The organism is Streptomyces sp. NPDC006294 (assembly GCF_042870895.1).
Taxonomy (GTDB): domain Bacteria; phylum Actinomycetota; class Actinomycetes; order Streptomycetales; family Streptomycetaceae; genus Streptomyces.
In genome coordinates, this window is the sequence record NZ_JBIAHV010000009.1 from 58,210 (window position 1) to 81,609 (window position 23,400).

Here is a 23,400-nt window from a genome sequence, read left to right on the forward strand (position 1 = left end):
GCGGCGTCTGTTCTCCCGCAAGCGGCCGATGACGCCGTTCCGTGAAAGGAACCCGGTGGTGATCGGCACGGTCGGCATCACGGCGCTCGCGCTGCTGACGACCGCCGCGTTCAACGCCGACAGCCTGCCGGTGATCGGCAGCGGGGAGACCTACAGCGCGGCGTTCTCGGAGGCCGGCGGACTCAAGCCGGGCGACGAGGTGCGTATCGCGGGGGTCAAGGTCGGCAAGGTCGACGACGTCGATCTCGCCGGCGACCATGTGAAGGTCACCTTCAAGATCAAGGGCGAGCCGGAGTTCGGCACGCGGACCGGCGCGGCCATCCGGATCAAGACGATCCTCGGCGCGAAGTACCTGGCCCTGCAGCCGAAGGGGTCGGGGCAGCTGCGGCCCGGGAGCGAGATCCCGCTGGAGCGCACCACCCCGGCGTACGACGTCGTACAGGCGTTCAGCGATCTGACCACGACCAGCGAGCAGATCGAGACGGAGCAGTTGGCGAAGGCCCTGGACACCATCTCGACGACCTTCGAGGACTCGCCGGAGGAGGTGCGCGCCTCGATCAAGGGGCTGTCGAAGATCTCGAAGACGGTGGCCTCGCGCGACGACGACCTCCGCGAACTGCTCAAGCACGCCAACTCGGTCACCAAGGTGCTCTCGGACCGCTCCGGCGAGTTCTCCACCCTGGTCAAGGACGGCGACGCGCTGTTCAAGGAGATCTCGCGGCGCCGGGCGGCGATCCACGCGCTGCTCAAGAGCTCGGCCGCGCTCGGCATCCAGCTCTCCGGCCTGGTCAGGGACAACGAGAAGGAGATCGGCCCGGCGCTGAAGGGGCTGAACCAGGTGGTGCGGATGCTGGAGCGCAACCAGGCGAGCCTGGACCGCAGCGTCGCGCTGCTCGCCCCGTACGTGCGGGTCTTCACCAACACCCTCGGCAACGGCCGCTGGTTCGACAGCTACATCCAGAACATGGTCGCCGCCCCGGTGGTCCCCCGGACAGGAGACTCGCGATGAAGGGCCGCATCCGTTTCAGCCCGACCCGCTTCGACCGCATCCGCCGCTTCGATCCCAAGGGCCGTGCGGCCCGGCTGACGGCGGCCGCCGTCGCCGTGGCGCTGCTGGTCTGCACCGCGGTCGTGCTGTGGCCCCGCGAGGAACCGGTGCGCGTCACCGCGTACTTCCCGCGCACGGTGGGCATCTATCCCGGCTCCGACGTGCGGGTGCTCGGCGTACGCGTCGGTGAGGTCACCAGGATCGTTCCCGAGGGCGGCCGGGTGCGCGTGGAGCTCGAGTACGAGCCCGGGCGCAAAGTCCCCGCCGACGCCCAGGCCGCGATCATCAACTCCTCGGTGGTCAGCGACCGTTACGTACAGATGCTGCCGGTGTACCGGGGCGGGCCCGTGCTGCGCGACGGCGCGGTGATCCCCGAGACCCGCACGGCCGTGCCGGTGGAGCTGGACCGGGTCTTCGACAGCCTGCACACCACGGCGGACGCCCTCGGGCCGCGCGGCGCCAACAAGGACGGTTCGCTCTCGCGGCTGCTGGGGGTGAGCGCCGACAACCTCGACGGCCAGGGCGAGCATCTGCACCGCACGGTGGAGGACCTGTCGCAGGCGGTCACCACCCTCTCGGGCGGCCGGGAGGACCTGTTCGGCACCGTACGCAATCTCCAGGTGTTCACCGCGGCGCTCGCCGCCGACGACAAGAGCGTGCGGTCGTTCAACGACAGTCTCGCCGCGGTCGCCGACCAGCTCGCCGGGGAGCGCAAGGACCTCGCGGCGGCCCTCAAGCATCTGGGGGCGGCGCTCGGCGACGTGTCGAGGTTCGTGAAGAACAACAAGAAGGCGCTGACCGACGACGTGAAGGGGCTCAGCAAGGTCACCAAGGTGCTGGTCACCCAGCGGGCCGCGCTGGCGGAGCTGCTGGAGGTCGCGCCCACCGGCCTCTCCAACCTCCAGAACGCCTACAACCCCTCCTCCGGCACCCTCGACACCCGCAACAACCCCGACCACCCCCAGGACCCGGCGGCCCTGCTGTGCTCGCTGCTGAAGACCACCGGCGACACGGGCGGCGACAACCCCGACTGCGCGGAGCTGGAGAAGCTGTTCGACTCGCTGCCCGAGGTGGGGCACACCGGCCCGGCGCCGGGCACCGGGCAGGTCGACCGCACGCTCGGCGGAATACTGGAGGCACGCGCATGAGTGCACCCCGCAGGCACCGGGCGGTCGCCCTGGTCACCGCCATGGGCTCCGTACTGCTCACCGGCTGCGAGTTCAACGGCCTGTACGACATCGACCTGCCCGGCGGCGCGGCCGCCGACGGCAACGCCTACCACGTGACGGCCGAGTTCGGGGACGTACTCGACCTGGTCCCGCAGTCGGCGGTGAAGGTCAACAACGTCACCGTGGGCGCGGTCGAGAAGGTGGAGCTGGTCGGCTGGCACGCCCGGGTACGCCTGCGGATCGCGGACCACGTGAAACTGCCCGCCAACGCCGTCGCCGGTCTGCGGCAGACCAGCATGCTCGGCGAGAAGTACGTCGCCCTGTCCCCGCCGGGGGGCATCGAGCCCGAGGGCCGGCTCACCGACGGCGCGCGCATCCCGCTGTCGCGCACCGGGCGCAACCCCGAGATCGAGGAGGTGCTCTCCGCCCTGTCCGCGCTGCTGAACGGCGGCGGTGTGGCGCAGCTCAAGACGATCACCGTGGAGCTGAACAAGGCGCTGGAGGGCCGGGAGAACCGGGTCAAGGACCTGCTCGGCGAGCTGGACACGTTCATCGGCGGGCTCGACAAGCAGCGCAAGGAGATCGTCCGGGCGCTGGCGGGCATCGACCGGCTGGCGAAGCGGCTGGCCGCGGAGAAGAAGACGATCGCGCAGGCCGTGGACACCATGCCCGGCGCGCTGAAGGTCCTGGCCGACCAGCGCCGCGATCTGACGGCGATGCTGACCTCGCTCTCGGACCTCGGGAAGGCGGGCACCAAGGTGATCAACGCCTCCCACGCGGACACGGTGGCCAACCTCAGGAGCCTGCGGCCGATCCTCCAGCAGTTGAACAAGGCCGGCAGCGACCTCCCCAACTCGCTGGAGCTCCTGACGACCTATCCGTTCCCCCGGAACGTGACCGGCGCCATCAAGGGCGACTACGTCAACCTCAGGATCACCGCGGATCTGGACCTGGCGAGCATCTACGGCAACCTCGCCGAGAAGCCGGAGGCCCCGGACGAGCCCGGGCTGCCGGAGGTCCCCCGCGCGCCGGACCTGCCCGGGGTGCCCGGCCTGCCGAACCCGCCGCTGCCGACCGAGCCGCCCGCCCTTCCCGGCGCGCCGACGCCTGACGCTCCCCCGCCTCCCGGCGGCGACGGACCGCTGTGTCCGCCGGTGTGCACCGGCAGCCAGGTCGCCCACGGGTACGGCGACGACGACGGACGCCGGCTGCCCGCGGGGATCGATCTCGCACTGGCCGAGCTGATGCTGAAGGGGATGCAGCCGTGATCACACGTACGGTCAGGGCCCAGTTGGTCGCGTTCGCCGCGGTCACCGCCGTGGGGTGCTCGTATGTCGGAGCCCGCTACACGGGCCTCGTCGACGCCCTGCTCGACCGCGGATACACCGTGCGGGCCGACTTCGCGGCGTCGGGCGGCATCTTCGAGGGCGCGGAGGTCACCTACCGGGGTGTTCCGGTGGGCCGGGTCGGTGAGTTGCGGCTCGCCGACGCGGACGGCGTGTCGGTGGCGCTCGACATCGAGGACGGCACGCGGATACCGGCGGACACGCTGGCCGTGGTGGCGAATCGTTCCGCGGTCGGCGAGCAGTACGTCGACCTCCAGCCGCGCCGTTCCGACGGCCCGTATCTGCGCGAGGGCAGTGAGATCCCGCGCGCCGACACCCGGGTCCCGCTGCCCACGACGGCGCTCGTGCTCAGCCTGGACCGGCTGGTGAACTCGGTCGGCAAGGACGATCTGCGGGTCACGGTCGACGAGCTCGGCACGGCCTTCGCGGGCACCGGGCCGCACCTGAGCAAGCTGGTGGACTCCGGAAACCTGCTGGTCGAGTCGGCCTCCGAGAACCTTCCCGAGACGATCTCGCTCATCGAGGACTCGCGGGTGGTGCTGAAGACCCAGAGCGACAAGGGGTCGGCGATCAAGTCGTTCTCCGGCGACCTGGCCGCCCTGACCGCCGAACTGAAGGCGCGCGACGGCGACTTGAGGCGACTGATCGGCAACACCGCCCCGGCGGCGCAGGAGGTCGACTCGCTGCTGAAGTCCAACGAGACGCATCTGCCGGTGCTGCTCTCCAACCTGATCAGCGGCGGCCAGGTCACCGTGGCCCGGCTGCCCGGTGTGGAACAGGCGCTGGTGACCTTCCCGGTGATCGTCGCCGGCAGCTACACCGTGATCCCGGGCGACGGCACGACCCACTTCGGCATGGTCGTGAACGCCGACGACCCGCCGCCGTGCCGCCAGGGCTACGGCACCCAGCGGCGCGACCCGGCGGACACCTCCGACCGGCCCGCCGACACCGGGGCGCGCTGCACCGAGCCGCGCGGCAGCGGCACCTCGGTGCGCGGCGCCCAGAACGCACCGGGCCCCTCGGGGTCCGGCGGCACACGGCGGGCGGCGCACGTCACCCCGTACGACCCGGAGACCGGCACCCTGGCCGGGCCCGGCGGAACGCTCATCGAGATCGGCTCGACGGGCGGCGAACAGAGCACGTTCGGAAAGGACTCGTGGCAATGGCTGCTCGTGGGACCGATGGCATGAGCACGGACGAGATACGCGCGGACGCGCTCCAGGACCCGGCACAGGTGGGCGACGCGACCGAGGCCCCGGCGCCCGCGGACGGCACGCCTCCGGACGACGCACCCGCCGGCGACACGCGCGCCGCCCGCGCGCGGCGGCTCGGCGACCGGCTGGCCGCCGCGGCGCGCCGGGGCGCGGCGCTGCCGGCGACGCTCGCCGTGGCGACCGTCGCGGCGACGGCGCTCAGCGGCTGGCTGTGCGTCGAGGTGTACGAGCAGCGCGCGGCGGCGGACCGGCAGCAGGACGTGCTGGCCGCCGCCCGCCAGTCGGCGCTGAACTTCACCTCGCTGGACTACCGGCACTACGACCGGGACAGCGAGAACGTGCTCAAGGGCGCGACCGGCGACTTCAAGGAGCAGTTCGCCGCACAGACGGACGAGTTGACCAAGCTCGTCGCCGCCAACAAGTCGGTCTCGCAGGGGCAGGTGCTCGAAGCGGGCATCGTCAGCGCCGACGAGAAGTCGGCGCGGGTGCTGGTCGTCGCCGACAGCAAGGTCACCAACACCGCCGCGCCCGAGGGGCAGGCCCGGACCTACCGGCTCCAGCTCGACCTGGTGCTCGAGCGGGGCCGCTGGCTGACGTCCGATGTCGAGTTCGTCGGCTGACCCGGCGCCCTCCCGAGCACACCCGTACGAGAAGCAGTGAGGAGCAAGACCATGGCGAAGGCGACCATCCGGGGCCGTGGCTCCACCCCTCCGGGCAGCCGTTCCATGACGGCCGCCGCGCGCGCGGCGGCCAAGCGGACCGAGCGGGACCGGACCGGCCCGGGCGGCCCTGCCGTACGGGACGTGCCGCGCCCGCCCGTGCGCGGGCGCGTGACGGCCCCCGACGACGCGTCGCAGGCCCGCAGGGACGAGAACCAGCAGGTCGGGCCGGTCGTGGTGGCCGAGGAGACGGAGAGTGCCTCGCGGCGCGGGCGACGGCGGCGGGGGCGGCTCTGCGCGCTGCTCGCGGTGCTGGTGGTCCTGGCCGTGGCCGCGGCGGGTGTGCTGGCGTGGGAGTACGCCGAGGGACGGCGTACCGACGCGGCCCGCGCGCAGGCGGTGGCGGCAGCGCGGAAGGCGGCGCCGGTGGTCCTGTCGTACGACTACCGCAGGCTCGACGCGGACTTCGCCGCGGCGCGCGGGCATCTGACCGGCGCCTTCAAGGACGAGTACGGCCGGACCACCGGCAAGGTCGTCGCGCCGACGGCGAAGAAGTACCACGGCGTCGTCAGGGCGAGCGTGGTGAAGCCGCCGGACGGCGGAGCGCCGGCGGCCTCCGTGGTGTCCGCGTCGCCGGACCGGGCCGTGGTGCTGCTGTTCGTCAACCAGGTCACCACCAGCACGCAGGTCACCGGTGAGCGGGTCGACCTGAACCGGGTCCGGATGACCATGACGCGCACGCCGGACGGATGGAAGGTGAGCGCCGTCGACGCGCTCTGAGGGGCCCCCTGGACGCGGGGGGCCGCCCCCGACCCCCCGCACGCCTCCCGAGCAGGGACGGAAGAAGGCTTGACCGGCCTTCGGACGACCCGCTCGGGAGGCGTTTTTTTGTGGCCGCTCTTGACAGTCGTCACCCCGGCCGGAGATTATTCCGTCAGACAGAAAGAGACTTCCGCTATACGGAAGGGGCCCACAACCCCATGGGATACAGCGACCACCGCTACGACGTGAACCTCTCGATCCTCTTCGCGGAACTCCCGCTGCTGGAGCGCCCCGCGGCCGCCGCCGCGGCCGGCTTCACCGCGGTCGAGCTGTGGTGGCCGTGGATCGAGACCCCCACCCCGCCGCAGGCCGAGCTCGACGCGCTGAAGAAGGCGCTGGACGATGCCGGCACGCAGCTGGTGGGCCTGAACTTCTACGCCGGGCGGCTGCCCGGACCCGACCGCGGCGCGCTCTCCGTGCCGGGCGACGAGTCGGACCGTTTCCGCGCCAACATCGAGGTCGCGGCCGACTTCGCCGCGTCGGTCGGCTGCACGGCGCTCAACGCCCTGTACGGCAACCGCGTCGAGGGCGCCGACCCCCAGGTCCAGGACGCCCTCGCCCTGGAGAACCTGGTGCTCGCGGCCCGCGCGGCCGACCGCGTCGGCGCGATCCTGCTGGTCGAGACCCTGAACAAGCCGGAGTCCCCGCTGTACCCGCTGGTCAGCGCCCCGGCCGCGATCGAGGTCGTCGACCAGGTGAACGCCGCGACCGGCCTCGGCAACGCGAAGTTCCTGCTGGACGTCTACCACCTGTCGATGAACGGCGAGGACGTCTCCCAGGTCATCGCGGCGTACGCCGACAGGACCGGCCACGTCCAGATCGCCGACAACCCGGGCCGCGGCGCGCCGGGCACCGGCTCGCTCCCGCTGGAGCAGCTCCTCGACGAGCTGAAGAAGGCCGGTTACGAGGGCCGGATCGGCCTGGAGTACAAGGCCGGCGACCGCCCGAGCGCCGAGTCCTTCGACTGGCTGCCGGCCGCGGCGCGCGCCGCCCGCTGACGTTCCTTACACGCTTTTCAGAGAGGTACCCGCGATGAGCACTCTTCCCAAGGTCGCATGGATCGGACTCGGCATCATGGGCTCCCCCATGTCCGAGAACCTGCTGAAGGCCGGCTACGCCGTCACCGGCTACACCCTCGAGCAGGACAAGCTGGACCGCCTCGCCGCGGCCGGCGGCACCGCGGCCGGCTCGATCGCCGAGGCCGTCAAGGACGCCGACGTGGTCATCACCATGGTCCCGGCCTCCCCGCACGTCGAGGCGATCGCCTACGGCCCCGACGGCATCCTGGCCAACGCCCGGCAGGGCGCGCTGCTGATCGACATGTCCTCGATCACCCCGCAGACCTCCGTCGACCTGGCGAAGAACGCGGCGGACAAGGGCATCCGCGTTCTCGACGCCCCGGTGTCCGGCGGCGAGGCGGGCGCGATCGAGGCCGTGCTGTCCATCATGGTCGGCGGCGAGCAGGCCGACTTCGACACCGCCAGGCCGATCCTCGAAGCCCTCGGCAAGACCATCGTGCTCTGCGGCCCGCACGGCTCCGGCCAGACGGTGAAGGCCGCCAACCAGCTGATCGTCGCCGTCAACATCCAGGCGTGCGCGGAGGCCGTGGTCTTCCTGGAGAAGTCCGGGGTGAACCTGGAGGCCGCGCTGGACGTCCTGAACGGCGGCCTGGCCGGCTCGACCGTGCTGACCCGCAAGAAGGGCAACTTCCTGAACCGGGACTTCAAGCCGGGCTTCCGGATCGACCTGCACCACAAGGACATGGGCATCGTCACGGACGCCGCCCGCAACGTCGGCGCCGCGCTGCCCGTCGGCGCGGTCGTCGCCCAGCTGGTCGCCTCCCTGCGCGCCCAGGGCGACGGCGGCCTGGACCACTCGGCCCTGCTGCGCTCGGTGGAACGCCTCTCGGGCGACCGGTCCTGACCCGGCGGGCCTCCCCGGCCCGCCCCCCATACTTCCGGTCGGCGTTGGCGCTGACACCTGTCCTGTCGCGCCCAGGCGCCGACGCCGGCCGGAACACTCTCCTCCATTTTCAACAAACTGTTGACGTTTCGTTCGGCTCGTATCTACGCTCCTCGAACCGTCACCCAGTGCAGCTCCCGTACGGAAGGTCACGATGTCGAAGCGCGTGCTTACGACCGAGTCCGGCGCCCCCGTCGCCGACAACCAGAACTCCGCCACCGCCGGCGTCGGTGGCCCCATCCTCCTCCAGGACCAGCACCTGCTGGAGAAGCTCGCGCGCTTCAACCGTGAGCGCATCCCGGAGCGCGTGGTGCACGCCCGCGGTTCCGGCGCGTACGGGTACTTCGAGGTGACCGACGACGTCACCGGCTTCACGAAGGCCGCCTTCCTCTCCGAGGTCGGCAAGCGCACCGAGACCTTCATCCGCTTCTCCACCGTCGCCGACTCGCTCGGCGGCGCGGACGCGGTACGCGACCCGCGCGGCTTCGCGCTCAAGTTCTACACCGAGGAGGGCAACTACGACCTCGTCGGCAACAACACCCCGGTGTTCTTCATCAAGGACCCGATCAAGTTCCCCGACTTCATCCACTCCCAGAAGCGCGACCCGTTCACGGGCAAGCAGGAGCCGGACAACGTCTGGGACTTCTGGGCGCACTCCCCCGAGGCGACGCACCAGATCACCTGGCTGATGGGCGACCGCGGCATACCCGCCTCGTACCGCCACATGAACGGCTACGGCTCGCACACCTACCAGTGGACCAACGAGGCGGGCGAGGCCTTCTTCGTGAAGTACCACTTCAAGACCAACCAGGGCGTGCGCTCGCTCTCCTCCGAGCAGGCCGCGGAGCTCGTCGGCCAGGACGCCAACTCGCACCAGACGGACCTGCTGCAGGCCATCGAGCGCGGCGTGAACCCGTCCTGGACGCTGTACGTGCAGGTCATGCCGGCGGCGGAGGCGGCCGACTACCGCTTCAACCCGTTCGACCTGACCAAGGTGTGGCCGCACGCCGACTACCCGCTCCAGCGGGTCGGCCGCCTGGTCCTCGACCGGAACCCGGACAACGTCTTCGCCGAGGTCGAGCAGGCCGCGTTCTCGCCGAACAACTTCGTTCCCGGCATCGGTCCCTCGCCGGACAAGATGCTCCAGGGCCGGCTGTTCGCGTACGCCGACGCCCACCGCTACCGCCTGGGCGTCAACCACACGCAGCTGCCGGTGAACGCGCCGAAGGCGACGGCCGCCGACAACTACGGCCGTGACGGCGTGATGGCCACCCGCTACGGCTCGCGCCACGACAAGAACTACGAGCCCAACTCGTACGCGGGCCCCGCCCAGACGGACGCCGCGCTGTCGGCCCCGCTGGCGGTCCACGGCTGGACCGGCACCCACGCCGCCCCGGCGCACGTCAAGGACGACGACTTCTTCCAGGCCGGCGAGCTCTACCGGCTGATGTCCGAGGAGGAGAAGGCGCGTCTGGTCGCCAACATCGCCGGCGGCCTGTCCCAGGTCACCCGCGACGACGTGATCGAGAAGAACCTGTCCCACTTCCACGCCGCCGACGCCGACTACGGCAAGCGCGTGGAGGAGGCGGTCCGCGCGCTGCGCGAGGACTGACCACGAGACTGCGCCCGGGAGTGACGGGAGGTCACCCCCGGGCGTGAGCCCGCGAAGCGGACCCGGATGAGGGGTGGTCCGCGGACGGGCTGAAGCGAGGACCGCGGTGGTCGTGCGATGCCAGTGCGGTGGTGAAGGCCCGCGGGACGTGTTCTGACCTGAAGAACACGCTCCGCCGGGTCAATCGCCCCACCGCGGTCCCAGCTCCACCCTCGCTCCCTCCCCCGCCCGGCGGGGCGAACGACCGATCCCTCACGCCTCCCTCGCGACTCCGCTGCTTCGAGAGGCTGCGCCGGACTCCGTCCGGCCGCCCCACCAAGACCCCGCCCGGCGGCGCGAACGTCCTGTCGCGCCAGCCTCGCACCGTCGGGCGGCATCAACCGCACAGCCCGAGCGCCTGATCCGGTACGGTCCCGGACCACGCGTTCGACGATCAGGGTCCGGCCTTCGCACAGAGGCCGGGCCCTGTTTCGCGTTCGTGTTCAGCGCTCCTTGCCGCCGGAGGCCAGAGAGGCGACCGCCTGCTCCAGACGCGCCGTTCGGGTGCGGTGGGACCGGGCTTTGAGCAGGCCGAGGACGATCCGGTACCGCTCCGTTCTGCCGAGGCCCTCGAAGGCCTCCCGGGCCCGTGGGTTGGCCTGGAGCGCGGCGGCCAGGTCCGCCGGCACCTCGGCGTCGCGCTGGGAGGCGTACGCGGCCTCCCAGCGGCCGTCCGCCTTCGCCGCGGCGACCTCCTCGAGTCCCGGCTCGCGCATCCGGCCGGCGGCCGAAAGCTCCGCGACCCGCCTGACCTTCACCTGCGACCAGGTGCTCCGCGGCCGGCGCGGGGTGATCTTCGCAGGTAGCGGACGTCGTCGCGCGAGCGCCGCAGACCGGTGATCCAGCGAAGCAGAGCGCCGCGTCGTTGACGTCGCCCGCGCTCGGCGAGGGCAGCCCGGACCCCTTCTTCGCGAGTTCGACCCACAGGCCGGGCGCCGTGTCGTGGTCCTCCTCGAGCCACGCCTCCGGCTTCGGCAGTCCGGGGAAGGCGAGCAGCGGCAGTCCGTCCAGCGTCTCCATCCGCCCACGCCAGCCCGGGGAACGCCGGAAGGGTCCGGTCCGCACGGATGCGGAACGGACCCTTCGGGAAACGGCCGGAGGCCGGGTGCGGCGGAGGTCAGACCTTGAGCGGCTTGATCGCGGTCGGGGCGTGGCCCGGTTCCGTGGCGATCTCCTCGAACTCGGTGACGTCGCTGATGTCGGCCGTCTTGCTCATCGAGATGTTGGTGACCCGCTCGAGGATCGCCTCGACGACGACCGGGACGCGGTACTCCGCGGCGAGCTTCTTCGCCTCCTCGAAGGCCGGCAGCAGCTGGTCCGGCTCGGTGACGCGGATCGCCTTGCAGCCCAGGCCCTCGGCGACCTTGACGTGGTCGACGCCGTAGACCCCCAGCTCCGGGGAGTTCTGGTTCTCGAACTCCAGGTTGACCTGGAAGTTGATGTCCAGGCCGATCTGCGCCTGGCGGATCAGGCCCAGGTAGGCGTTGTTCACCAGGACGTGGACGTACGGGATCCGGTGCTGCGCGCCGACCGCCAGCTCCTCGATCATGAACTGGAAGTCGTAGTCGCCGGAGAGCGCGACGACCTGGGCCTCCGGATCGGCGGTGGCGACGCCCAGCGCGGCGGGGATGGTCCAGCCGAGCGGGCCGGCCTGGCCGCAGTTGATCCAGTGGCGCGGCTTGTAGACGTGCAGCATCTGCGCGCCGGCGATCTGGGAGAGGCCGATGGTGGTGACGTAGCGCGTCTCCGGGCCGAAGGCGCGGTTCATCTCCTCGTACACGCGCTGCGGCTTCATCGGCACGTTGTCGAAGTGCGTACGGCGCAGCAGGGTGGCCTTGCGCTCCTGCGTGGAGCCGACCCACTCGGCGCGGTCGGGCAGCCTGCCCGCGGCCTTGAGCTCCTTCGCCACCTCGACGAAGAGCTCCAGCGCGGCCCTGGCGTCGGAGGCGATGCCGTAGTCGGGGGCGAAGATCTTGCCGATCTGGGTGGGCTCGATGTCGACGTGGACGAACTTCCGGCCCTTGGTGTAGACGTCGAGCTTGTAGCCGGTGTGACGGTTGGCCCAGCGGTTGCCGATGCCGAGGACGAAGTCGGACTCGAGGAAGTTCGCGTTGCCGTAGCGGTGCGAGGTCTGGAGGCCGACCATGCCCGCGTTGAGCTCGTGGTCGTCGGGGATGGTGCCCCAGCCCATGAGCGTCGGGATGACGGGAGTGCCGGTCAGTTCGGCGAACTCGACGAGCAGGTCGGAGGCGTCGGCGTTGATGATGCCGCCGCCGGCGACGATCAGCGGGCGCTCGGACTCCAGCAGGAAGCCGATCGCCTTCTCGATCTGCGCGCGGGTCGCGGCCGGCTTGTAGACCGGCAGCGGCTCATAGGTCTCCGGGTCGAACTCGATCTCGGTCAGCTGGACGTCGATCGGCAGGTCGATCAGGACCGGTCCGGGACGGCCGGAGCGCATCAGATGGAACGCCTGCTGGAAGACGCCGGGGACCTGTGCGGCCTCGAGGACCGTGGTCGCGGCCTTGGTGACGGGCTTCGCGATGGAGGCGATGTCGACCGCCTGGAAGTCCTCCTTGTGGATCACGGAGGTCGGCGCCTGGCCGGTGATGCACAGGATGGGGATCGAGTCGCCGATCGCCGAGTACAGGCCGGTGATCATGTCCGTGCCCGCCGGGCCGGACGTGCCGATGCAGACACCGATGTTGCCCGGGTGGGTGCGGGTGTACCCCTCGGCCATGTGGGACGCGCCCTCGACATGGCGGGCGAGCGTGTGGTCGATGCCGCCGCCGGTCTGGAGGGCCTTGTAGAACGGGTTGATCGCTGCGCCCGGCACACCGAACGCGTGGGTGACGCCTTCACGCTTGAGGATCTCAACTGCCGCGCGGGCGGCGGTCATTCGAGGCATGGGGTGCTCCTGCTTCGGCCTGTCGGATCTGGTCGGAACGGTCGGAACGGGCTCTGTCGCGCCACCTGAGAGCTTCTATTCCGTATTGTGGAAGTTCAGTTTTGCTATACGGAAGCAATGTAGGACGCGACCGGAGACACGTCAAGAGACGTCCACGACGACGGAGTGGCCGAAGTGCCTCGCCAACTCGGCGTACGTGATGGACGATGGAGGCAGCCGAGCAGATGCAGAGGGGGGCCGCGATGACCGAGAGCATGCCGGTGCGCTGCCCGCTCTGCCGCCGCGACCATCTGTACGCGCCGCCCGTCTACCCGTGCGCGTGCGGCGCCCCGATCGCGCCACCCCTGCTGCGCGCCGCCCGGCCCGAGCCGATCACCCACCGCACCTGGACGGACGACTGGGTCACCGTCCGCTGCCTCTCCTGCGGCCGCCAGGATCAGTGGCCGCAGCCCGAGCTCGGCTGCCCCTGCGGCACGGTGCTGCGCATCCCGGTCCGGCCGGTCAGCTCACCGCCCTTCCCGGCGTCCGGCGACGGCCCGGACGCCGTACGGTCGCCCTCGCACCGGCCGCTGCCGCGCACCGCCGTCGCCTCCCGTCCCACCTTCCGGCCGGTGACGATCCGCACCGCCCGCGACGTGGTCACCGCGGCCGCGCTCTATCTGCGGTGGCTCGGCTTCCGCGAGGTGCTCCAGCCGGAGGTGCGGCCGGTGTCCGGCATCGACCTGCGGGGTCCCGGCGTGATCGCCCAGGTCGACCCCACCACCAGGCCCGCGACACTCCGCGCCGTCGAATGCCTGTGGCTGAACAGCCTCTCCTCCTCGACCGCGGGCGTCTTCTTCGCCCTCGCGGGCTACGCGGACGACGCCCGCGCCCGCGCGGACCAGCTCGGTGTGCCGCTGTTCGTCATGGACCTCACGGGCTGCCCCCAGCCGGTCAACGCCGCCGCGGACGAGCTGATCGCGACCGGCGCGTAGCCGTCACCACCCCGCAGAAGCCCCCGCACCTCGGCCGCAGACCTCAAAAGATGCTCAGAACCTGACGTGTCAGGCTTCGGACCACGGTGCGGACGGGAACAATCCCGGCACAGCCGTACGAAAGGCTCGGGGGAGGTGGGCGTGATGCCCCTCGGCATGTGGTGGTTCATCGGGGCCTGCGGGGTCTGGCTCGTCGCCGCCGCCCTGCTGCTGCGGACCCGGGCGCCGGCCCCCGACGACACCCCCGACGCGCAGACCGTCGCCCTGCTGCGGGGCGGCCCCCACGCCGCCGTGACGGTCGCTCTCGTCGCCCTCCAGCAGCGCGGCGTCGTCACCGACGGGCGGCCGGGGACCGTGCGGACCGAGGGCTGGGCCACCGCGATCCGCGAACCGCTCCAGCTCGCCGTCCACACCTCGCTGCGCCGCCCCACCGCGCCGCGGACCCTGACCGCCGTGCCCCGGGTCCGCCGCGCGCTGGCCGCGCTGCACGACCGCTGCGCGCGGTCGGGCCTGCTGCGCTCGCACGCCCGCTGGCACTCGGCGCGCGCCCTGCTGTACGCGGTGCCCGTGACGATCGCCGCGGGATACGCGGCGACCTCCGTGACCGCGGTCCAGGTCGCGGCCTCCACGGTCCCGGTCGCCGCCGCGGCGGCCCTGTGGTCCGTACCGCGGCGGACACGCGCGGGCCGGCGCCTGCTCGCCACGCTGTACGAGAACCACCCGCTGGAGACCCACCGGGCCGTCGGCCCGCGCGTCGTGATGTCCGTCGCCCTGCACGGCGACCGCGCCCTGGCCCTGCACCTCCCCCACTTCGCCCGCGGCGGCGGCCTGCTCCGCCAGAGCCGCGGGGACCGCGGCTTCCCGCCCGACGAACGCGCCTCCGGCGGCGGCCCGGGCGCCCTCGGCGGCACGGAAATCTAGCCGGGACGCCGGACCCGAGGGCCATACTCGGTCCATGCGGATCAGACCGGTCGAGGAAGCCGAACTCCCCCTGCTCCGGGACATCGAGCGGGCGGCCGGTGAACCGTTCCGCGCCCTGGGCATGGCGGAGATCGCCGACGACGAGCCACCGTCCCTCGCCGAACTGGACCGCCACCGGCGCGACGGCCACGCCTGGGTCGCGGTCGACGGTACGGGCCGGATCGCCGGCTACCTGCTCAGCGACGCCGTCGCCGGCGCGGCCCATGTCGAACAGGTCTCGGTCCACCCGGACGCCGCCCGGCGGGGCGTGGGCCGCGCGCTGATCGGCCGTCTCGCGGAGCACGCCCCGGCGGAGGGCCTGACGGCGCTGACGCTGACCACGTTCACCGAGGTCCCGTGGAACGCGCCCTACTACGCGCGGCTCGGCTTCCGTGTCCTCACGGAGACCGAACCGACCGACGGGCTCCGCGAGATCCGGCGCGCGGAGACCCGCCACGGCCTCGACCGCTGGCCACGGGTGTGCATGCGGCGCGAGCTCTGACGGAGGGGCCCGCCCGCCGTCACGTCCCGTACCGCCGCCGCAGTTCCACCTTGCGGACCTTGCCGCTCACCGTCATCGGGAAGTCCGCCATCACCTCCAGCCGGCGCGGGATCTTGTAGTGCGCGAGCTGTTCCCGGCAGAACTCCGTGACGTCCTCCAGCGTCGGAGCGTCCGCCGGGTCGCGGGGGATCACGCAGGCGAGGATCTCCTCGCCGTACCGCTCGTCCGGCACGCCCACCACCTGCACATCGGCGATCTTGGGGTGGGCGTAGAGGAACTCCTCGATCTCGCGCGGGTAGACGTTCTCCCCGCCCCTGATGATCATGTCCTTGATGCGGCCGACGATCTGGACGCAGCCGTCCTCGCGCATCACCGCCAGGTCGCCGGTGTGCATCCAGCGGCCGGCGTCGATCGACTCCGCCGTCTTCTCCGGTTCGTCCCAGTAGCCGAGCATCACGCTGTAGCCGCGGGTGCACAGCTCGCCCGCCTCGCCGCGCGGTCGGGTCACGCCCGTCACCGGGTCGACGACCTTGACCTCGATGTGCGGCATGACGCGGCCGACCGTGCCGGTGCGGCGCTCCAGGTCGTCGTCGCGCCGGGTCTGGGTGGAGACCGGGGAGGTCTCGGTCATGCCGTAGCAGATGGAGACCTCCGCCATGTTCATCTCCGCCACGACTCGTTTCATCACCTCGACCGGGCACGGCGAGCCCGCCATGATGCCGGTGCGCAGCGAACCGAGGTCGTACGAGGCGAAGTCGGGCAGGTTCAGCTCGGCGATGAACATGGTCGGCACCCCGTACAGCGAGGTGCAGCGCTCCTGCTGCACGGCGCGCAGCGTCGCGGCCGGGTCGAAGGAGGGCGCCGGGATCACCATGCAGGCGCCGTGCGAGGTGGCGGCGAGGTTTCCCATCACCATGCCGAAGCAATGGTAGAACGGCACCGGGATGCAGACCCGGTCCTGCTCGGTGTAGGCGATCATCTCGCCCACGAAGTACCCGTTGTTGAGGATGTTGTGGTGGGAGAGGGTGGCTCCCTTCGGGAAGCCGGTCGTGCCCGAGGTGTACTGGATGTTGACTGCGTCGTCGCACGACAACCGGGCTTCCTGGTCGCGCAGTCGCTCGCCGGTGACACCGCCGGCCGCTTCCAGGAGCCGGTCCCAGGAGGGGTCGGCGATGTAGTGGACGGACCGCAGCCGCGGGCACGTGGCACGCACCGCGTCGACCATGGCGCGGTAGTCGCTCGTCTTGTGGGTCCGGGAGGCGACGAGCAGCGAGATCCCGGCCTGGTTGAGCACGTACTCGAGTTCGTGGGCGCGGTAGGCAGGGTTGATGTTGACCATGATCGCGCCGATGCGGGCGGTGGCGTACTGGACCAGCACCCATTCCGCGCAGTTGACGGCCCAGATCCCGACGCGGTCGCCCCTGTCCACCCCCGAGCCGAGCAGGCCGCGTGCCAACGCGTCGACGGCCGCGTCCAGTTCGGCGTACGTCCAGCGGGCGCCGGCCGCCACGTCGACCAGGGCCTCGCGGTCCGGGTGGGCGGCCGCGGTGCGCCGGAGGTTGGCGCCGATGGTGTCGCCGAGCAGCTCGGTGCCGCTCGTGCCGTGCGCGTACGAGAGTGTCATCGCAGGTCGTCCTCCGTGTACTCGGCGGCCGAGCCCGCGGCCGTACGCTCGCGCAGCTCGATCCGGCGGATCTTCCCCGACACGGTCTTCGGCAGCTCGGCGAACTCCAGCCGGCGGATGCGCTTGTACGGGGCGAGGACGGCGCGCGAGTGCTCGAAGAGCAGCTTCGCCGTGTCCGGGCCCGGCTCCCAGCCGTCGGCCAGCACGACGTACGCCTTGGGCACGGCGAGCCGCAGCGGGTCCGGCGCCGGGACGACCGCGGCCTCCGCGACCGCCTCGTGCTCCAGCAGCGCGCTCTCCAGCTCGAACGGGCTGATCTTGTAGTCGCTGGCCTTGAAGACGTCGTCGCTCCGGCCCACGTACGTGATGTACCCGTCGTCGTCGCGGGCGCCGATGTCGCCGGTGCGGTAGAAGCCGCCGGCCATCGCCTCCGCGGTGCGCTCCTCGTCCCCGTGGTAGCCGGTCATCAGACCCACCGGACGGACCGAGAGGTCGAGCGCGATCTCCCCCTCCGCCGCGCCCGGCTCGCCGGTGACCGGGTCGAGCAGCTCGACGCGGTAGCCGGGGACGGGACGGCCCATCGAACCGGTCTTGAGGAGCTGGCCGGGGCTGTTGGAGACCTGTACCGCGGTCTCCGTCTGGCCGAAGCCGTCCCTGATGGTGACGCCCCACGCACGGCGCACGGTCTCGATGACCTCGGGGTTGAGCGGCTCACCGGCGGCGACGACCTCCCGCGGCGGCCGCTGGAGCCGGCTCAGATCGGCCTGGATCAGCATCCGCCACACCGTCGGCGGAGCACAGAAGCTGGTGATGCCCTCACGGTCCATCTCGGCCATCAGCCGGCTCGCGTCGAAGCGGGTGTAGTTGTGGATGAAGACGGTCGCCTCCGCGTTCCACGGCGCGAAGAGGTTGGACCAGGCGTGCTTGGCCCAGCCGGGCGACGAGATGTTCAGATGCACGTCGCCGGGGATCAGCCCGATCCAGTACATGGTCGCCAGGTGGCCGACCGGGTACGACACATGGGTGTGCTCGACGAGCTTCGGCCGCGCGGTCGTGCCGGAGGTGAAGTACAGCATCAGCGTCTCGTCGGCCCGGGTCGGGCCGTCCGGCTCGAAGACGCCGGGGCTGGTGCGCACCTCCCCGTACGACAGCCAGCCTGCGCGCTCGCCGCCGACCGCGATACGGGTCCAGGCGCCGGGGACCTCGTCGAACTTCCCGGTGTCCTCCGCCCGTACGACGACATGCCGCACCCGGCCGCGCTCGATCCGGTCCCGCAGATCGGCCGGGCCCAGCAGCGGGGTCGCCGGGATCAGCACGGCGCGCAGCTTCATCGCGGCGAGCGCGGTCTCCCACAGCTCGACCTGGTTCCCCAGCATGACCAGAATCCGGTCGCCGGCCCGCACGCCGTGCGCACGCAGCCAGTTCGCCGCCCGGTCCGACCGCGCGGACATCTCGGCGAACGAGACCAGCGTGTTGCCGCCGTCCTCCTCGACGATCCGCAGCGCGGTCCTGTCGTTGCCCTGGGCGATGACGTCGAACCAGTCGAGCGCCCAGTTGAAGTACTCGAACCGGGGCCACTCGAAGCCGTCGTACGCGCGTGCGTAGTCCTCCCGGTGCTGCAACAGAAAGTCCCGGGCCGCCCGGAACCTCTCCGTGGCGCTGCCAGACGTCATATGTCCTCCTCGTTGCGGGACTCATTGCGGGACCGGCCGTCCCCATCGTGTAATCAGTGACCTGGATCTCACCACCCCCGTACGGGGGTGTCGTCCCCGACCCGGCACCGGCAGGAGGAACCGCGCGTGAGTGGAGCCGACGAAGCGGCCGAGATGCGGGCGGCGCTGCTGAGGCTGCGGCGGACGACCGGGCTGCCCGTCGCGTTCGGCGGGCTGCTGGGCGACGGGGCGCAGTTGCGCATCGCGGAGTTGACGGGGGCGGCGACGGGGGCGCTGCGCGGTCTCGCCATCCGGCCCGGCAGCGGGCTGGGCGGGAAGACGATGGCGCTGTCACGGCCGTGCGCGGTGACGGACTATCCGTCGGCCCGGCACATCAGCCACGAGTACGACGCGGCGGTCGCGGCGGAAGGGCTCCGGTCGGTGGTCGCGGTGCCCGTCGTCGTACGCCGCACGGTGCGCGGCCTGCTGTACGGCGCGCTGCGCAGGCCCCTGGTGCTGGGCGACCGGGTCCTCGACGCGGCGGTGGCGGCGGCGCGGGACGTCGAGCAGGCGCTGGCCGTACGGGACGAGGCGGAACGGCTGCTGGCCTGCGCCGGTCCGGCCACCGCCGCGCCGGGCCCGGCCCCGGGGGCGTGGGAGACCGTGCGGGAGGCCCACGGCGAGCTCCGCGCGCTGGCGCCCCGGATCGCGGACCGGGCGCTGCGCGAGGAGCTGCTCGCGGTGTGCGGGCGGCTGGCGGGCGCGAACGCCGACGGGCCGGCCGGTGGGGGTGACGTGTCGTTGACGCCGCGGGAGCTGGACGTGCTGGGGTGCGTCGCCTCGGGCGCGACGAACGCGGTGGCCGCGGGGCGGCTGGGAGTGCGGCCGGAGACGGTGAAGGCGTATCTGCGCTCGGCGATGCGGAAGCTGGGGGCGCGGACCCGGCTGGAGGCGGTGGTGTCCGCGCGCCGGGCCGGGCTGCTGCCGTGACGGAAGCGCTGCCGGCTGCTGTGGCCGCGGCGCGTTACGCCTGGGCGATCAGCCGGTCCACCGCCGCCGTTCCCGAGGTGTAGCCGGCGGACATCGCCGCCACGGTGGGGCCGGGGCCGGCGGACTGGGCCGCTGCGAGCACCCGGGCGGCGGGCGGCTGCTGGGCGGGCAGCTGCTGGGCGGGCGGCTCGTGGGACAGGGCGAGCGGCGCGTTCTCTCGGGGCAGCGGCTGCGGCTGGGCCGTGCTGCGGGCGGTGCTCTGTGCCGGCACCTGGGCGAGCATGGGGGCGGGCCGCGGGGCCTGGGCGTGGGGCTGCGCGGCGGGCTGGGGCTGTGGCCTGGACGCGGACTGCGCGGGCGACGGGGCAGGGGACGGGACCTGCGCCAGCATCGGCTGCGGCGGTTCCGGCGCCGGCGTGGGGGTCGGCGCGGACCGGACCGGGCCCCCGTAGAGCACCTGTTCCATCGCGGTGACCAGGCGGGTCACGTCGTGCTCGGGACGGACCACGAACCGTACGAACCGGCTCGAGCTGCCGATCTTGTTGCCGCACTCGCGTACCAGGACGCCGTGTTCGGCGAGCAGCCGGTCGCGCAGGACGGAGCCGTCGGCCCCTTCCGGGAGGCGTACGTACACGAAGTTGCCCTGGGACGGGTAGACGGTGAGACCGGGCAGCCGGGAGAGGTGCCAGATCATCTCCTGGCGGTCGCGCCCCACTTGCCGCAGGCTGTCCGCGTACTCCTGGCGGTGCTCGTGCAGCATGAACACCACGCTCTCGGCGAAGGAGTTGAGGTTCCACTTCGGCAGCGCGGCCCGGACCTTCCCGGCGAGGGCCGGGTTGGCGACGAGATAGCCGAAGCGCACCCCGTGCAGACCGAAGTTCTTGCCGAGGCTGCGCAGCACGATCACATTGGTGCGCAGCACGGCCTCGGCCGCGACGCTGGTCTCCTGCCCCTCGTCGGCGAACTCGAGGAAGGACTCGTCGACGACGACCAGGTCCAGGTCCTGGAACTGGTCGAGCAGCGAGAGGACCTGCTGCTTGGGCAGCAGGCCGCCGTCGGGGTTGTTGGGATTGCAGACGACCGCGACGCGGGAGCCTCTGGTCCGTACGAACTGCACGTAGGAGGCCGGGTCGAGGGCGAAGCCGCGCGCCTCGGGCAGCAGCAGCATGTCGACCCGTTTGCCGGTCTCCATCGGCTGGTCGGTCCAGCGGCCGAAGGTGGGGACGGGGACGGCCAGCGACTCGCGGACCAGCAAGTGGTCGATCCAGGTGATGAGTTCGGTGGAGCCGTTGCCCATGGCCACGGTCTGCGGGTTGAGGCCGAGCAGCCGGCAGAGTTCGGCGCTGATGGTGTCCGCGCCGCTCGGGTAGTACGTCAGGATCTCCCGGAGCCTGCTGCCGAGCCGGTCGAACATGGCGGGGGTGGGGAAGTACGGATTGCACGGGATGCAGAAGTCGACGATCTCGCCGGCGGCTCCGCCCCCCGCCCGGTTCAGCGTGAAGTACGACGGGCTGTGCGCGGTGGACGCGCGGAAGAGCGCGGTGACGTTGCTCCCGTTGCTGACATCGCTGCCGGCCAAGACGTGCCTCCCCTGCGAGCTGGCGGCCCGTGCGGATCCGCACGGGCCGCCCACAGGTACGGACGCCGTCCGCCCGTTGTTCAAGGGCGGCGGCCGCCGGCCGCGCGGCCCGTCAGCAGGCCGCGCGCTGGATCGCCCCGCCGTGCCTCCGCGGCGGCCGCCGGCCGTGGAGCAGCAGGTAGAAGCGCTCGACCGACTCGCCGGGACCGTCCTCGAACCGCTTGACGACCTTGCCGAGCGGATTCCACACCCGCCCGTCCGGCATCCGGACCCCGACGGGCTGCCCGAACATCTCCTGCTGCCCGTCGTCGAGGTCCACCCACCTCGCGCCGGCGCGTCTGACCATGACCTCGCCGGTGTAGGCGCCGAGTCCCCGGAGGAAGCGGTCGACGCCCGCGCGGCCCGGTCTGTCGCGTCTGAGTCCGTCGATGACGAGGTCGACCAGTCTCAGGCTTGTCACGGTGTAGTCGAGCCGCAGTCTGCTGCGCTCGCTCATCTCGTTGACGAACCCGGCGGTGTAGCTCTGCATGCCTCTTGCGTCAGTCAGTTCTGCGGCGCTGTCTTCCACGGCACCCGCCTCTCCACGACGTTGGACTCGCACTTCCCAGCGGAAGCGGAGGCCGTGGCGTCACGGACGGCACGGGTGACCGTTGTCACAAGCGCAATCCACGGTCGCCGTACAACCCCCCGGCGGCCGCACCGCGCTTGCCCGCGCCGCCCGCCGGGGAGGCTTACTGCCGCGCCGGCTTACGTGCCGGGTCGCGCCCCTCGCCCTGGCCGCCCCTGGCGGCGCCGGCGCCCGGCGGCACGGCGGCCGCGGTGTTCCTGTCCGGCGTCGACGTGGGCCGCTGGTCCGAGGAGCCGGGCATTCCGTCCTCCGACACCTGTGCGCAGTACGCCTCGACGGCGTCCGGGCCGCCCGCCGCGGCTTCGAGACGCTCACGCACGGCACTGTCCGGGGCCCTGCCCTTCCCCGCGCCCTCGGCCGCCGAAGCAGCCTCCTCCGCTGCTTCGTACGCGCGGCAGTGGGCCGCCCGGTCCTGCGCGGTGGCCGGGCGCGCCGCGTCCGGGGTGGTGGCGGGCAGGCCGGCGGCCCCGGTGGTGGCCTGCGGCGTCCTGGTCTCGGTCGCCGCCGGGGTGCCGTCGCCGGAGCCGGACGGGGTGGAGGTGCCGGCGGCCGGACCGGGCCGCTCGGCGGGCGGGGCGCCGAACGGGGCGGGTATCGCGCCCGACGCCATCGCGACGCCGCCGAGCATGACGCCCGCGGCGAAGGTGCCGAGCCCGGTCTTGATCCACGGGCGGCGCGTCCACCGCTCCGCGGGACGCCAGTCGTCGCCCGGCCGGGTGGGCAGGCCGAGGCCCCCTTCGTCCCGGGCCGCGCGGAAGGCGGCCACGGCGTCCTCCGCGCCACGCGGGGCGACGGGCTCGGGGCGGGAGGCCGCGGCGAGCACCTCGTCGAGCGTGGGGGGCCGATGCCGGGGCCATGGCTGCGGCTCGGACTGCGACTGCGGCTCGGACGGCGGTCGCGGCTCGGACGGCGATGGCGACTGCGGCTCGGCACCGGGCCCCACGGCGCCTCCGGATCGGTTTTCGGTCATCTCGCATCTCCCAGCGAAGGGGAGTCCGAATCTGTCACACCACCGGACGCGAGCGACGACAGGTACTTCTCCAGCCGCCTGAGCCCGCGGTGCGTGGCGGAGCGCACCGCTCCCGGCCGCTTGCCCAGCACCCGTGCGGCGGCCGGCCCGTCGAGGCCGATGACGGTCTGCAGCAGCACCGCCTCGGCCTGCCGGCGGGGCAGTTGCGCGACGAGTGCCAGCGCCTGCCGGGTGGAGACGGTCTCGAAGGCCTCGGCCGCCGTGTCCTGACGGGCGGGCAGGCCGACGAGGTCGCTCTCCAGGAGCGTGCCGCGCGGGCGGCTCCTGACCCGGCGCAGATGGTCGACGGCCCGGTTGCGCGCGATGCTGGCCGTCCAGGCGCGGAAGCCGGCGCCGTCACCGCGGAAGCGTCCGAGGTCGCGGGCTATTTCCAGCCACGCGTCGGAGGCGACGTCCTCCGCCTCGTCGCCCACGAGTCCGCGCAAGTACCCGAGGAGCGGGGCGTGGACGATCCGGTAGGCCGTGGAGAAGGCGGTCTCGTCGCCCTGTTGCGCGCTCGCCACCGCATCGCCGAGCTCCTGGTCGTACGCCTCCGTACGCCGGCTGCCCCGCTCCTTGCCCACCCGGTCCTCTTCACGCCGGCGGCACGGGCGTCCGTGCCATGCTCATGCCCTCTCTACATTCAGCGTCATCACTCTCGGAAACGTCACAGCTGACACACAGAAACCGACCGGCGCACCAGCGA

At 72.2% G+C, this 23,400-nt stretch carries 21 protein-coding genes; 13 read left to right on the forward strand and 8 right to left on the reverse strand.

Annotated features, from left to right (window positions below; translation table 11 throughout):
- Positions 1–28 precede the first annotated feature (28 nt).
- The 9 genes from ACFYOP_RS17620 (at position 29) to ACFYOP_RS17660 (ending at position 9,832) form a co-directional block, all read left to right on the forward strand.
- On the forward strand, positions 29–1,009 hold the full coding sequence (locus ACFYOP_RS17620; RefSeq protein ID WP_388452081.1) for an MCE family protein: 981 nt from the start codon (positions 29–31) through the stop codon (positions 1,007–1,009).
- Positions 1,006–2,196: an MCE family protein gene (locus ACFYOP_RS17625; protein WP_356897529.1), complete on the forward strand. Its 1,191-nt coding sequence runs from the start codon at positions 1,006–1,008 to the stop codon at positions 2,194–2,196. Before ACFYOP_RS17620 ends, ACFYOP_RS17625 begins: the two co-directional genes overlap by 4 nt.
- Positions 2,193–3,485, forward strand: coding sequence for an MCE family protein (locus ACFYOP_RS17630; protein WP_356897528.1), 1,293 nt, complete (start codon positions 2,193–2,195; stop codon positions 3,483–3,485). The genes ACFYOP_RS17625 and ACFYOP_RS17630 overlap by 4 nt, the downstream gene beginning before the upstream one ends.
- Positions 3,482–4,753: an MlaD family protein gene (locus ACFYOP_RS17635; RefSeq protein ID WP_356897527.1), complete on the forward strand. Its 1,272-nt coding sequence runs from the start codon at positions 3,482–3,484 to the stop codon at positions 4,751–4,753. The genes ACFYOP_RS17630 and ACFYOP_RS17635 overlap by 4 nt, the downstream gene beginning before the upstream one ends.
- Complete coding sequence (locus ACFYOP_RS17640) at positions 4,750–5,397, forward strand: hypothetical protein (protein WP_388451927.1); 648 nt, start codon at positions 4,750–4,752, stop codon at positions 5,395–5,397. The genes ACFYOP_RS17635 and ACFYOP_RS17640 overlap by 4 nt, the downstream gene beginning before the upstream one ends.
- Positions 5,398–5,448: 51 nt before the next feature.
- On the forward strand, positions 5,449–6,216 hold the full coding sequence (locus ACFYOP_RS17645) for a hypothetical protein (protein ID WP_356897526.1): 768 nt from the start codon (positions 5,449–5,451) through the stop codon (positions 6,214–6,216).
- Positions 6,217–6,416: 200 nt separating this feature from the next.
- Positions 6,417–7,256: a TIM barrel protein gene (locus ACFYOP_RS17650; RefSeq protein WP_356897525.1), complete on the forward strand. Its 840-nt coding sequence runs from the start codon at positions 6,417–6,419 to the stop codon at positions 7,254–7,256.
- A 34-nt stretch (positions 7,257–7,290) separates the two neighbouring features.
- Positions 7,291–8,181, forward strand: a complete 891-nt coding sequence (locus ACFYOP_RS17655; protein WP_356897524.1) for a 2-hydroxy-3-oxopropionate reductase — start codon at positions 7,291–7,293, stop codon at positions 8,179–8,181.
- 193 nt (positions 8,182–8,374) lie between these two features.
- On the forward strand, positions 8,375–9,832 hold the full coding sequence (locus ACFYOP_RS17660) for a catalase (RefSeq protein WP_356897523.1): 1,458 nt from the start codon (positions 8,375–8,377) through the stop codon (positions 9,830–9,832).
- 482 nt (positions 9,833–10,314) lie between these two features.
- On the opposite strand, the gene ACFYOP_RS17665 is transcribed toward ACFYOP_RS17660, so the two are convergent.
- Positions 10,315–10,629, reverse strand: coding sequence for a YdeI/OmpD-associated family protein (locus ACFYOP_RS17665; RefSeq protein WP_356897522.1), 315 nt, complete (start codon positions 10,627–10,629; stop codon positions 10,315–10,317).
- Between the two features lie 359 nt (positions 10,630–10,988).
- A complete protein-coding gene (gcl, locus tag ACFYOP_RS17670; protein WP_356897521.1) occupies positions 10,989–12,776 on the reverse strand; it encodes a glyoxylate carboligase in 1,788 nt (595 codons plus the stop codon).
- A 242-nt stretch (positions 12,777–13,018) separates the two neighbouring features.
- Between gcl and ACFYOP_RS17675 the strand changes: the two genes are divergently transcribed.
- The 3 genes from ACFYOP_RS17675 to ACFYOP_RS17685 all read left to right on the forward strand — a co-directional run bounded on the left by ACFYOP_RS17675 (position 13,019) and on the right by ACFYOP_RS17685 (position 15,212).
- Positions 13,019–13,750 (forward strand): hypothetical protein, encoded by a 732-nt coding sequence (locus ACFYOP_RS17675; protein WP_356897520.1) that lies wholly within the window; start codon positions 13,019–13,021, stop codon positions 13,748–13,750.
- A 144-nt stretch (positions 13,751–13,894) separates the two neighbouring features.
- Complete coding sequence (locus tag ACFYOP_RS17680; protein ID WP_356897519.1) at positions 13,895–14,671, forward strand: TIGR04222 domain-containing membrane protein; 777 nt, start codon at positions 13,895–13,897, stop codon at positions 14,669–14,671.
- A 34-nt stretch (positions 14,672–14,705) separates the two neighbouring features.
- Positions 14,706–15,212 (forward strand): GNAT family N-acetyltransferase, encoded by a 507-nt coding sequence (locus ACFYOP_RS17685; protein ID WP_356897518.1) that lies wholly within the window; start codon positions 14,706–14,708, stop codon positions 15,210–15,212.
- 19 nt (positions 15,213–15,231) lie between these two features.
- Here ACFYOP_RS17685 and ACFYOP_RS17690 read toward each other — a convergent pair whose 3' ends face one another.
- Complete coding sequence (locus ACFYOP_RS17690; RefSeq protein WP_356897517.1) at positions 15,232–16,836, reverse strand: AMP-binding protein; 1,605 nt, start codon at positions 16,834–16,836, stop codon at positions 15,232–15,234.
- The gene (locus ACFYOP_RS17695) at positions 16,833–18,509 is read right to left on the reverse strand and encodes an AMP-binding protein (RefSeq protein WP_356897516.1); all 1,677 of its coding nucleotides are present in this window, start codon (positions 18,507–18,509) and stop codon (positions 16,833–16,835) included. The genes ACFYOP_RS17690 and ACFYOP_RS17695 overlap by 4 nt, the downstream gene beginning before the upstream one ends.
- A 153-nt stretch (positions 18,510–18,662) precedes the next feature.
- Here ACFYOP_RS17695 and ACFYOP_RS17700 point away from each other — a divergent pair, with 153 nt between their 5' ends.
- Positions 18,663–19,478 (forward strand): helix-turn-helix transcriptional regulator, encoded by an 816-nt coding sequence (locus ACFYOP_RS17700; RefSeq protein ID WP_356897591.1) that lies wholly within the window; start codon positions 18,663–18,665, stop codon positions 19,476–19,478.
- Positions 19,479–19,512: 34 nt separating this feature from the next.
- Here ACFYOP_RS17700 and ACFYOP_RS17705 read toward each other — a convergent pair whose 3' ends face one another.
- From ACFYOP_RS17705 to ACFYOP_RS17720, 4 genes are all read right to left on the reverse strand, one after another.
- Positions 19,513–21,057: an aminotransferase class I/II-fold pyridoxal phosphate-dependent enzyme gene (locus tag ACFYOP_RS17705; protein WP_356897515.1), complete on the reverse strand. Its 1,545-nt coding sequence runs from the start codon at positions 21,055–21,057 to the stop codon at positions 19,513–19,515.
- 112 nt (positions 21,058–21,169) lie between these two features.
- Positions 21,170–21,586: a hypothetical protein gene (locus tag ACFYOP_RS17710; RefSeq protein WP_356897514.1), complete on the reverse strand. Its 417-nt coding sequence runs from the start codon at positions 21,584–21,586 to the stop codon at positions 21,170–21,172.
- A 202-nt stretch (positions 21,587–21,788) separates the two neighbouring features.
- A complete protein-coding gene (locus tag ACFYOP_RS17715) occupies positions 21,789–22,655 on the reverse strand; it encodes a hypothetical protein (RefSeq protein WP_356897513.1) in 867 nt (288 codons plus the stop codon).
- Complete coding sequence (locus ACFYOP_RS17720) at positions 22,652–23,278, reverse strand: RNA polymerase sigma factor (protein WP_356897512.1); 627 nt, start codon at positions 23,276–23,278, stop codon at positions 22,652–22,654. The genes ACFYOP_RS17715 and ACFYOP_RS17720 overlap by 4 nt, the downstream gene beginning before the upstream one ends.
- Positions 23,279–23,400 lie beyond the last annotated feature (122 nt).

Excerpts from the sequence above, each read along its gene's own strand:
- ACFYOP_RS17630 (WP_356897528.1), top strand. The coding sequence starts at position 2,193 with ATGAGTGCACCCCGCAGGCACCGGGCGGTCGCCCTGGTCACCGCCATG.
- ACFYOP_RS17710 (WP_356897514.1), bottom strand. The coding sequence starts at position 21,586 with ATGCAGAGCTACACCGCCGGGTTCGTCAACGAGATGAGCGAGCGCAGC.
- ACFYOP_RS17675 (WP_356897520.1), top strand. The coding sequence starts at position 13,019 with ATGACCGAGAGCATGCCGGTGCGCTGCCCGCTCTGCCGCCGCGACCAT.
- ACFYOP_RS17695 (WP_356897516.1), bottom strand. The coding sequence starts at position 18,509 with ATGACGTCTGGCAGCGCCACGGAGAGGTTCCGGGCGGCCCGGGACTTT.
- gcl (WP_356897521.1), bottom strand. The coding sequence starts at position 12,776 with ATGCCTCGAATGACCGCCGCCCGCGCGGCAGTTGAGATCCTCAAGCGT.
- ACFYOP_RS17660 (WP_356897523.1), top strand. The coding sequence starts at position 8,375 with ATGTCGAAGCGCGTGCTTACGACCGAGTCCGGCGCCCCCGTCGCCGAC.
- ACFYOP_RS17680 (WP_356897519.1), top strand. The coding sequence starts at position 13,895 with ATGCCCCTCGGCATGTGGTGGTTCATCGGGGCCTGCGGGGTCTGGCTC.
- ACFYOP_RS17685 (WP_356897518.1), top strand. The coding sequence starts at position 14,706 with ATGCGGATCAGACCGGTCGAGGAAGCCGAACTCCCCCTGCTCCGGGAC.
- ACFYOP_RS17700 (WP_356897591.1), top strand. The coding sequence starts at position 18,663 with ATGCGGGCGGCGCTGCTGAGGCTGCGGCGGACGACCGGGCTGCCCGTC.
- ACFYOP_RS17655 (WP_356897524.1), top strand. The coding sequence starts at position 7,291 with ATGAGCACTCTTCCCAAGGTCGCATGGATCGGACTCGGCATCATGGGC.
- ACFYOP_RS17625 (WP_356897529.1), top strand. The coding sequence starts at position 1,006 with ATGAAGGGCCGCATCCGTTTCAGCCCGACCCGCTTCGACCGCATCCGC.
- ACFYOP_RS17645 (WP_356897526.1), top strand. The coding sequence starts at position 5,449 with ATGGCGAAGGCGACCATCCGGGGCCGTGGCTCCACCCCTCCGGGCAGC.
- ACFYOP_RS17650 (WP_356897525.1), top strand. The coding sequence starts at position 6,417 with ATGGGATACAGCGACCACCGCTACGACGTGAACCTCTCGATCCTCTTC.
- ACFYOP_RS17620 (WP_388452081.1), top strand. The coding sequence starts at position 29 with ATGACGCCGTTCCGTGAAAGGAACCCGGTGGTGATCGGCACGGTCGGC.
- ACFYOP_RS17690 (WP_356897517.1), bottom strand. The coding sequence starts at position 16,836 with ATGACACTCTCGTACGCGCACGGCACGAGCGGCACCGAGCTGCTCGGC.
- ACFYOP_RS17715 (WP_356897513.1), bottom strand. The coding sequence starts at position 22,655 with ATGACCGAAAACCGATCCGGAGGCGCCGTGGGGCCCGGTGCCGAGCCG.
- ACFYOP_RS17640 (WP_388451927.1), top strand. The coding sequence starts at position 4,750 with ATGAGCACGGACGAGATACGCGCGGACGCGCTCCAGGACCCGGCACAG.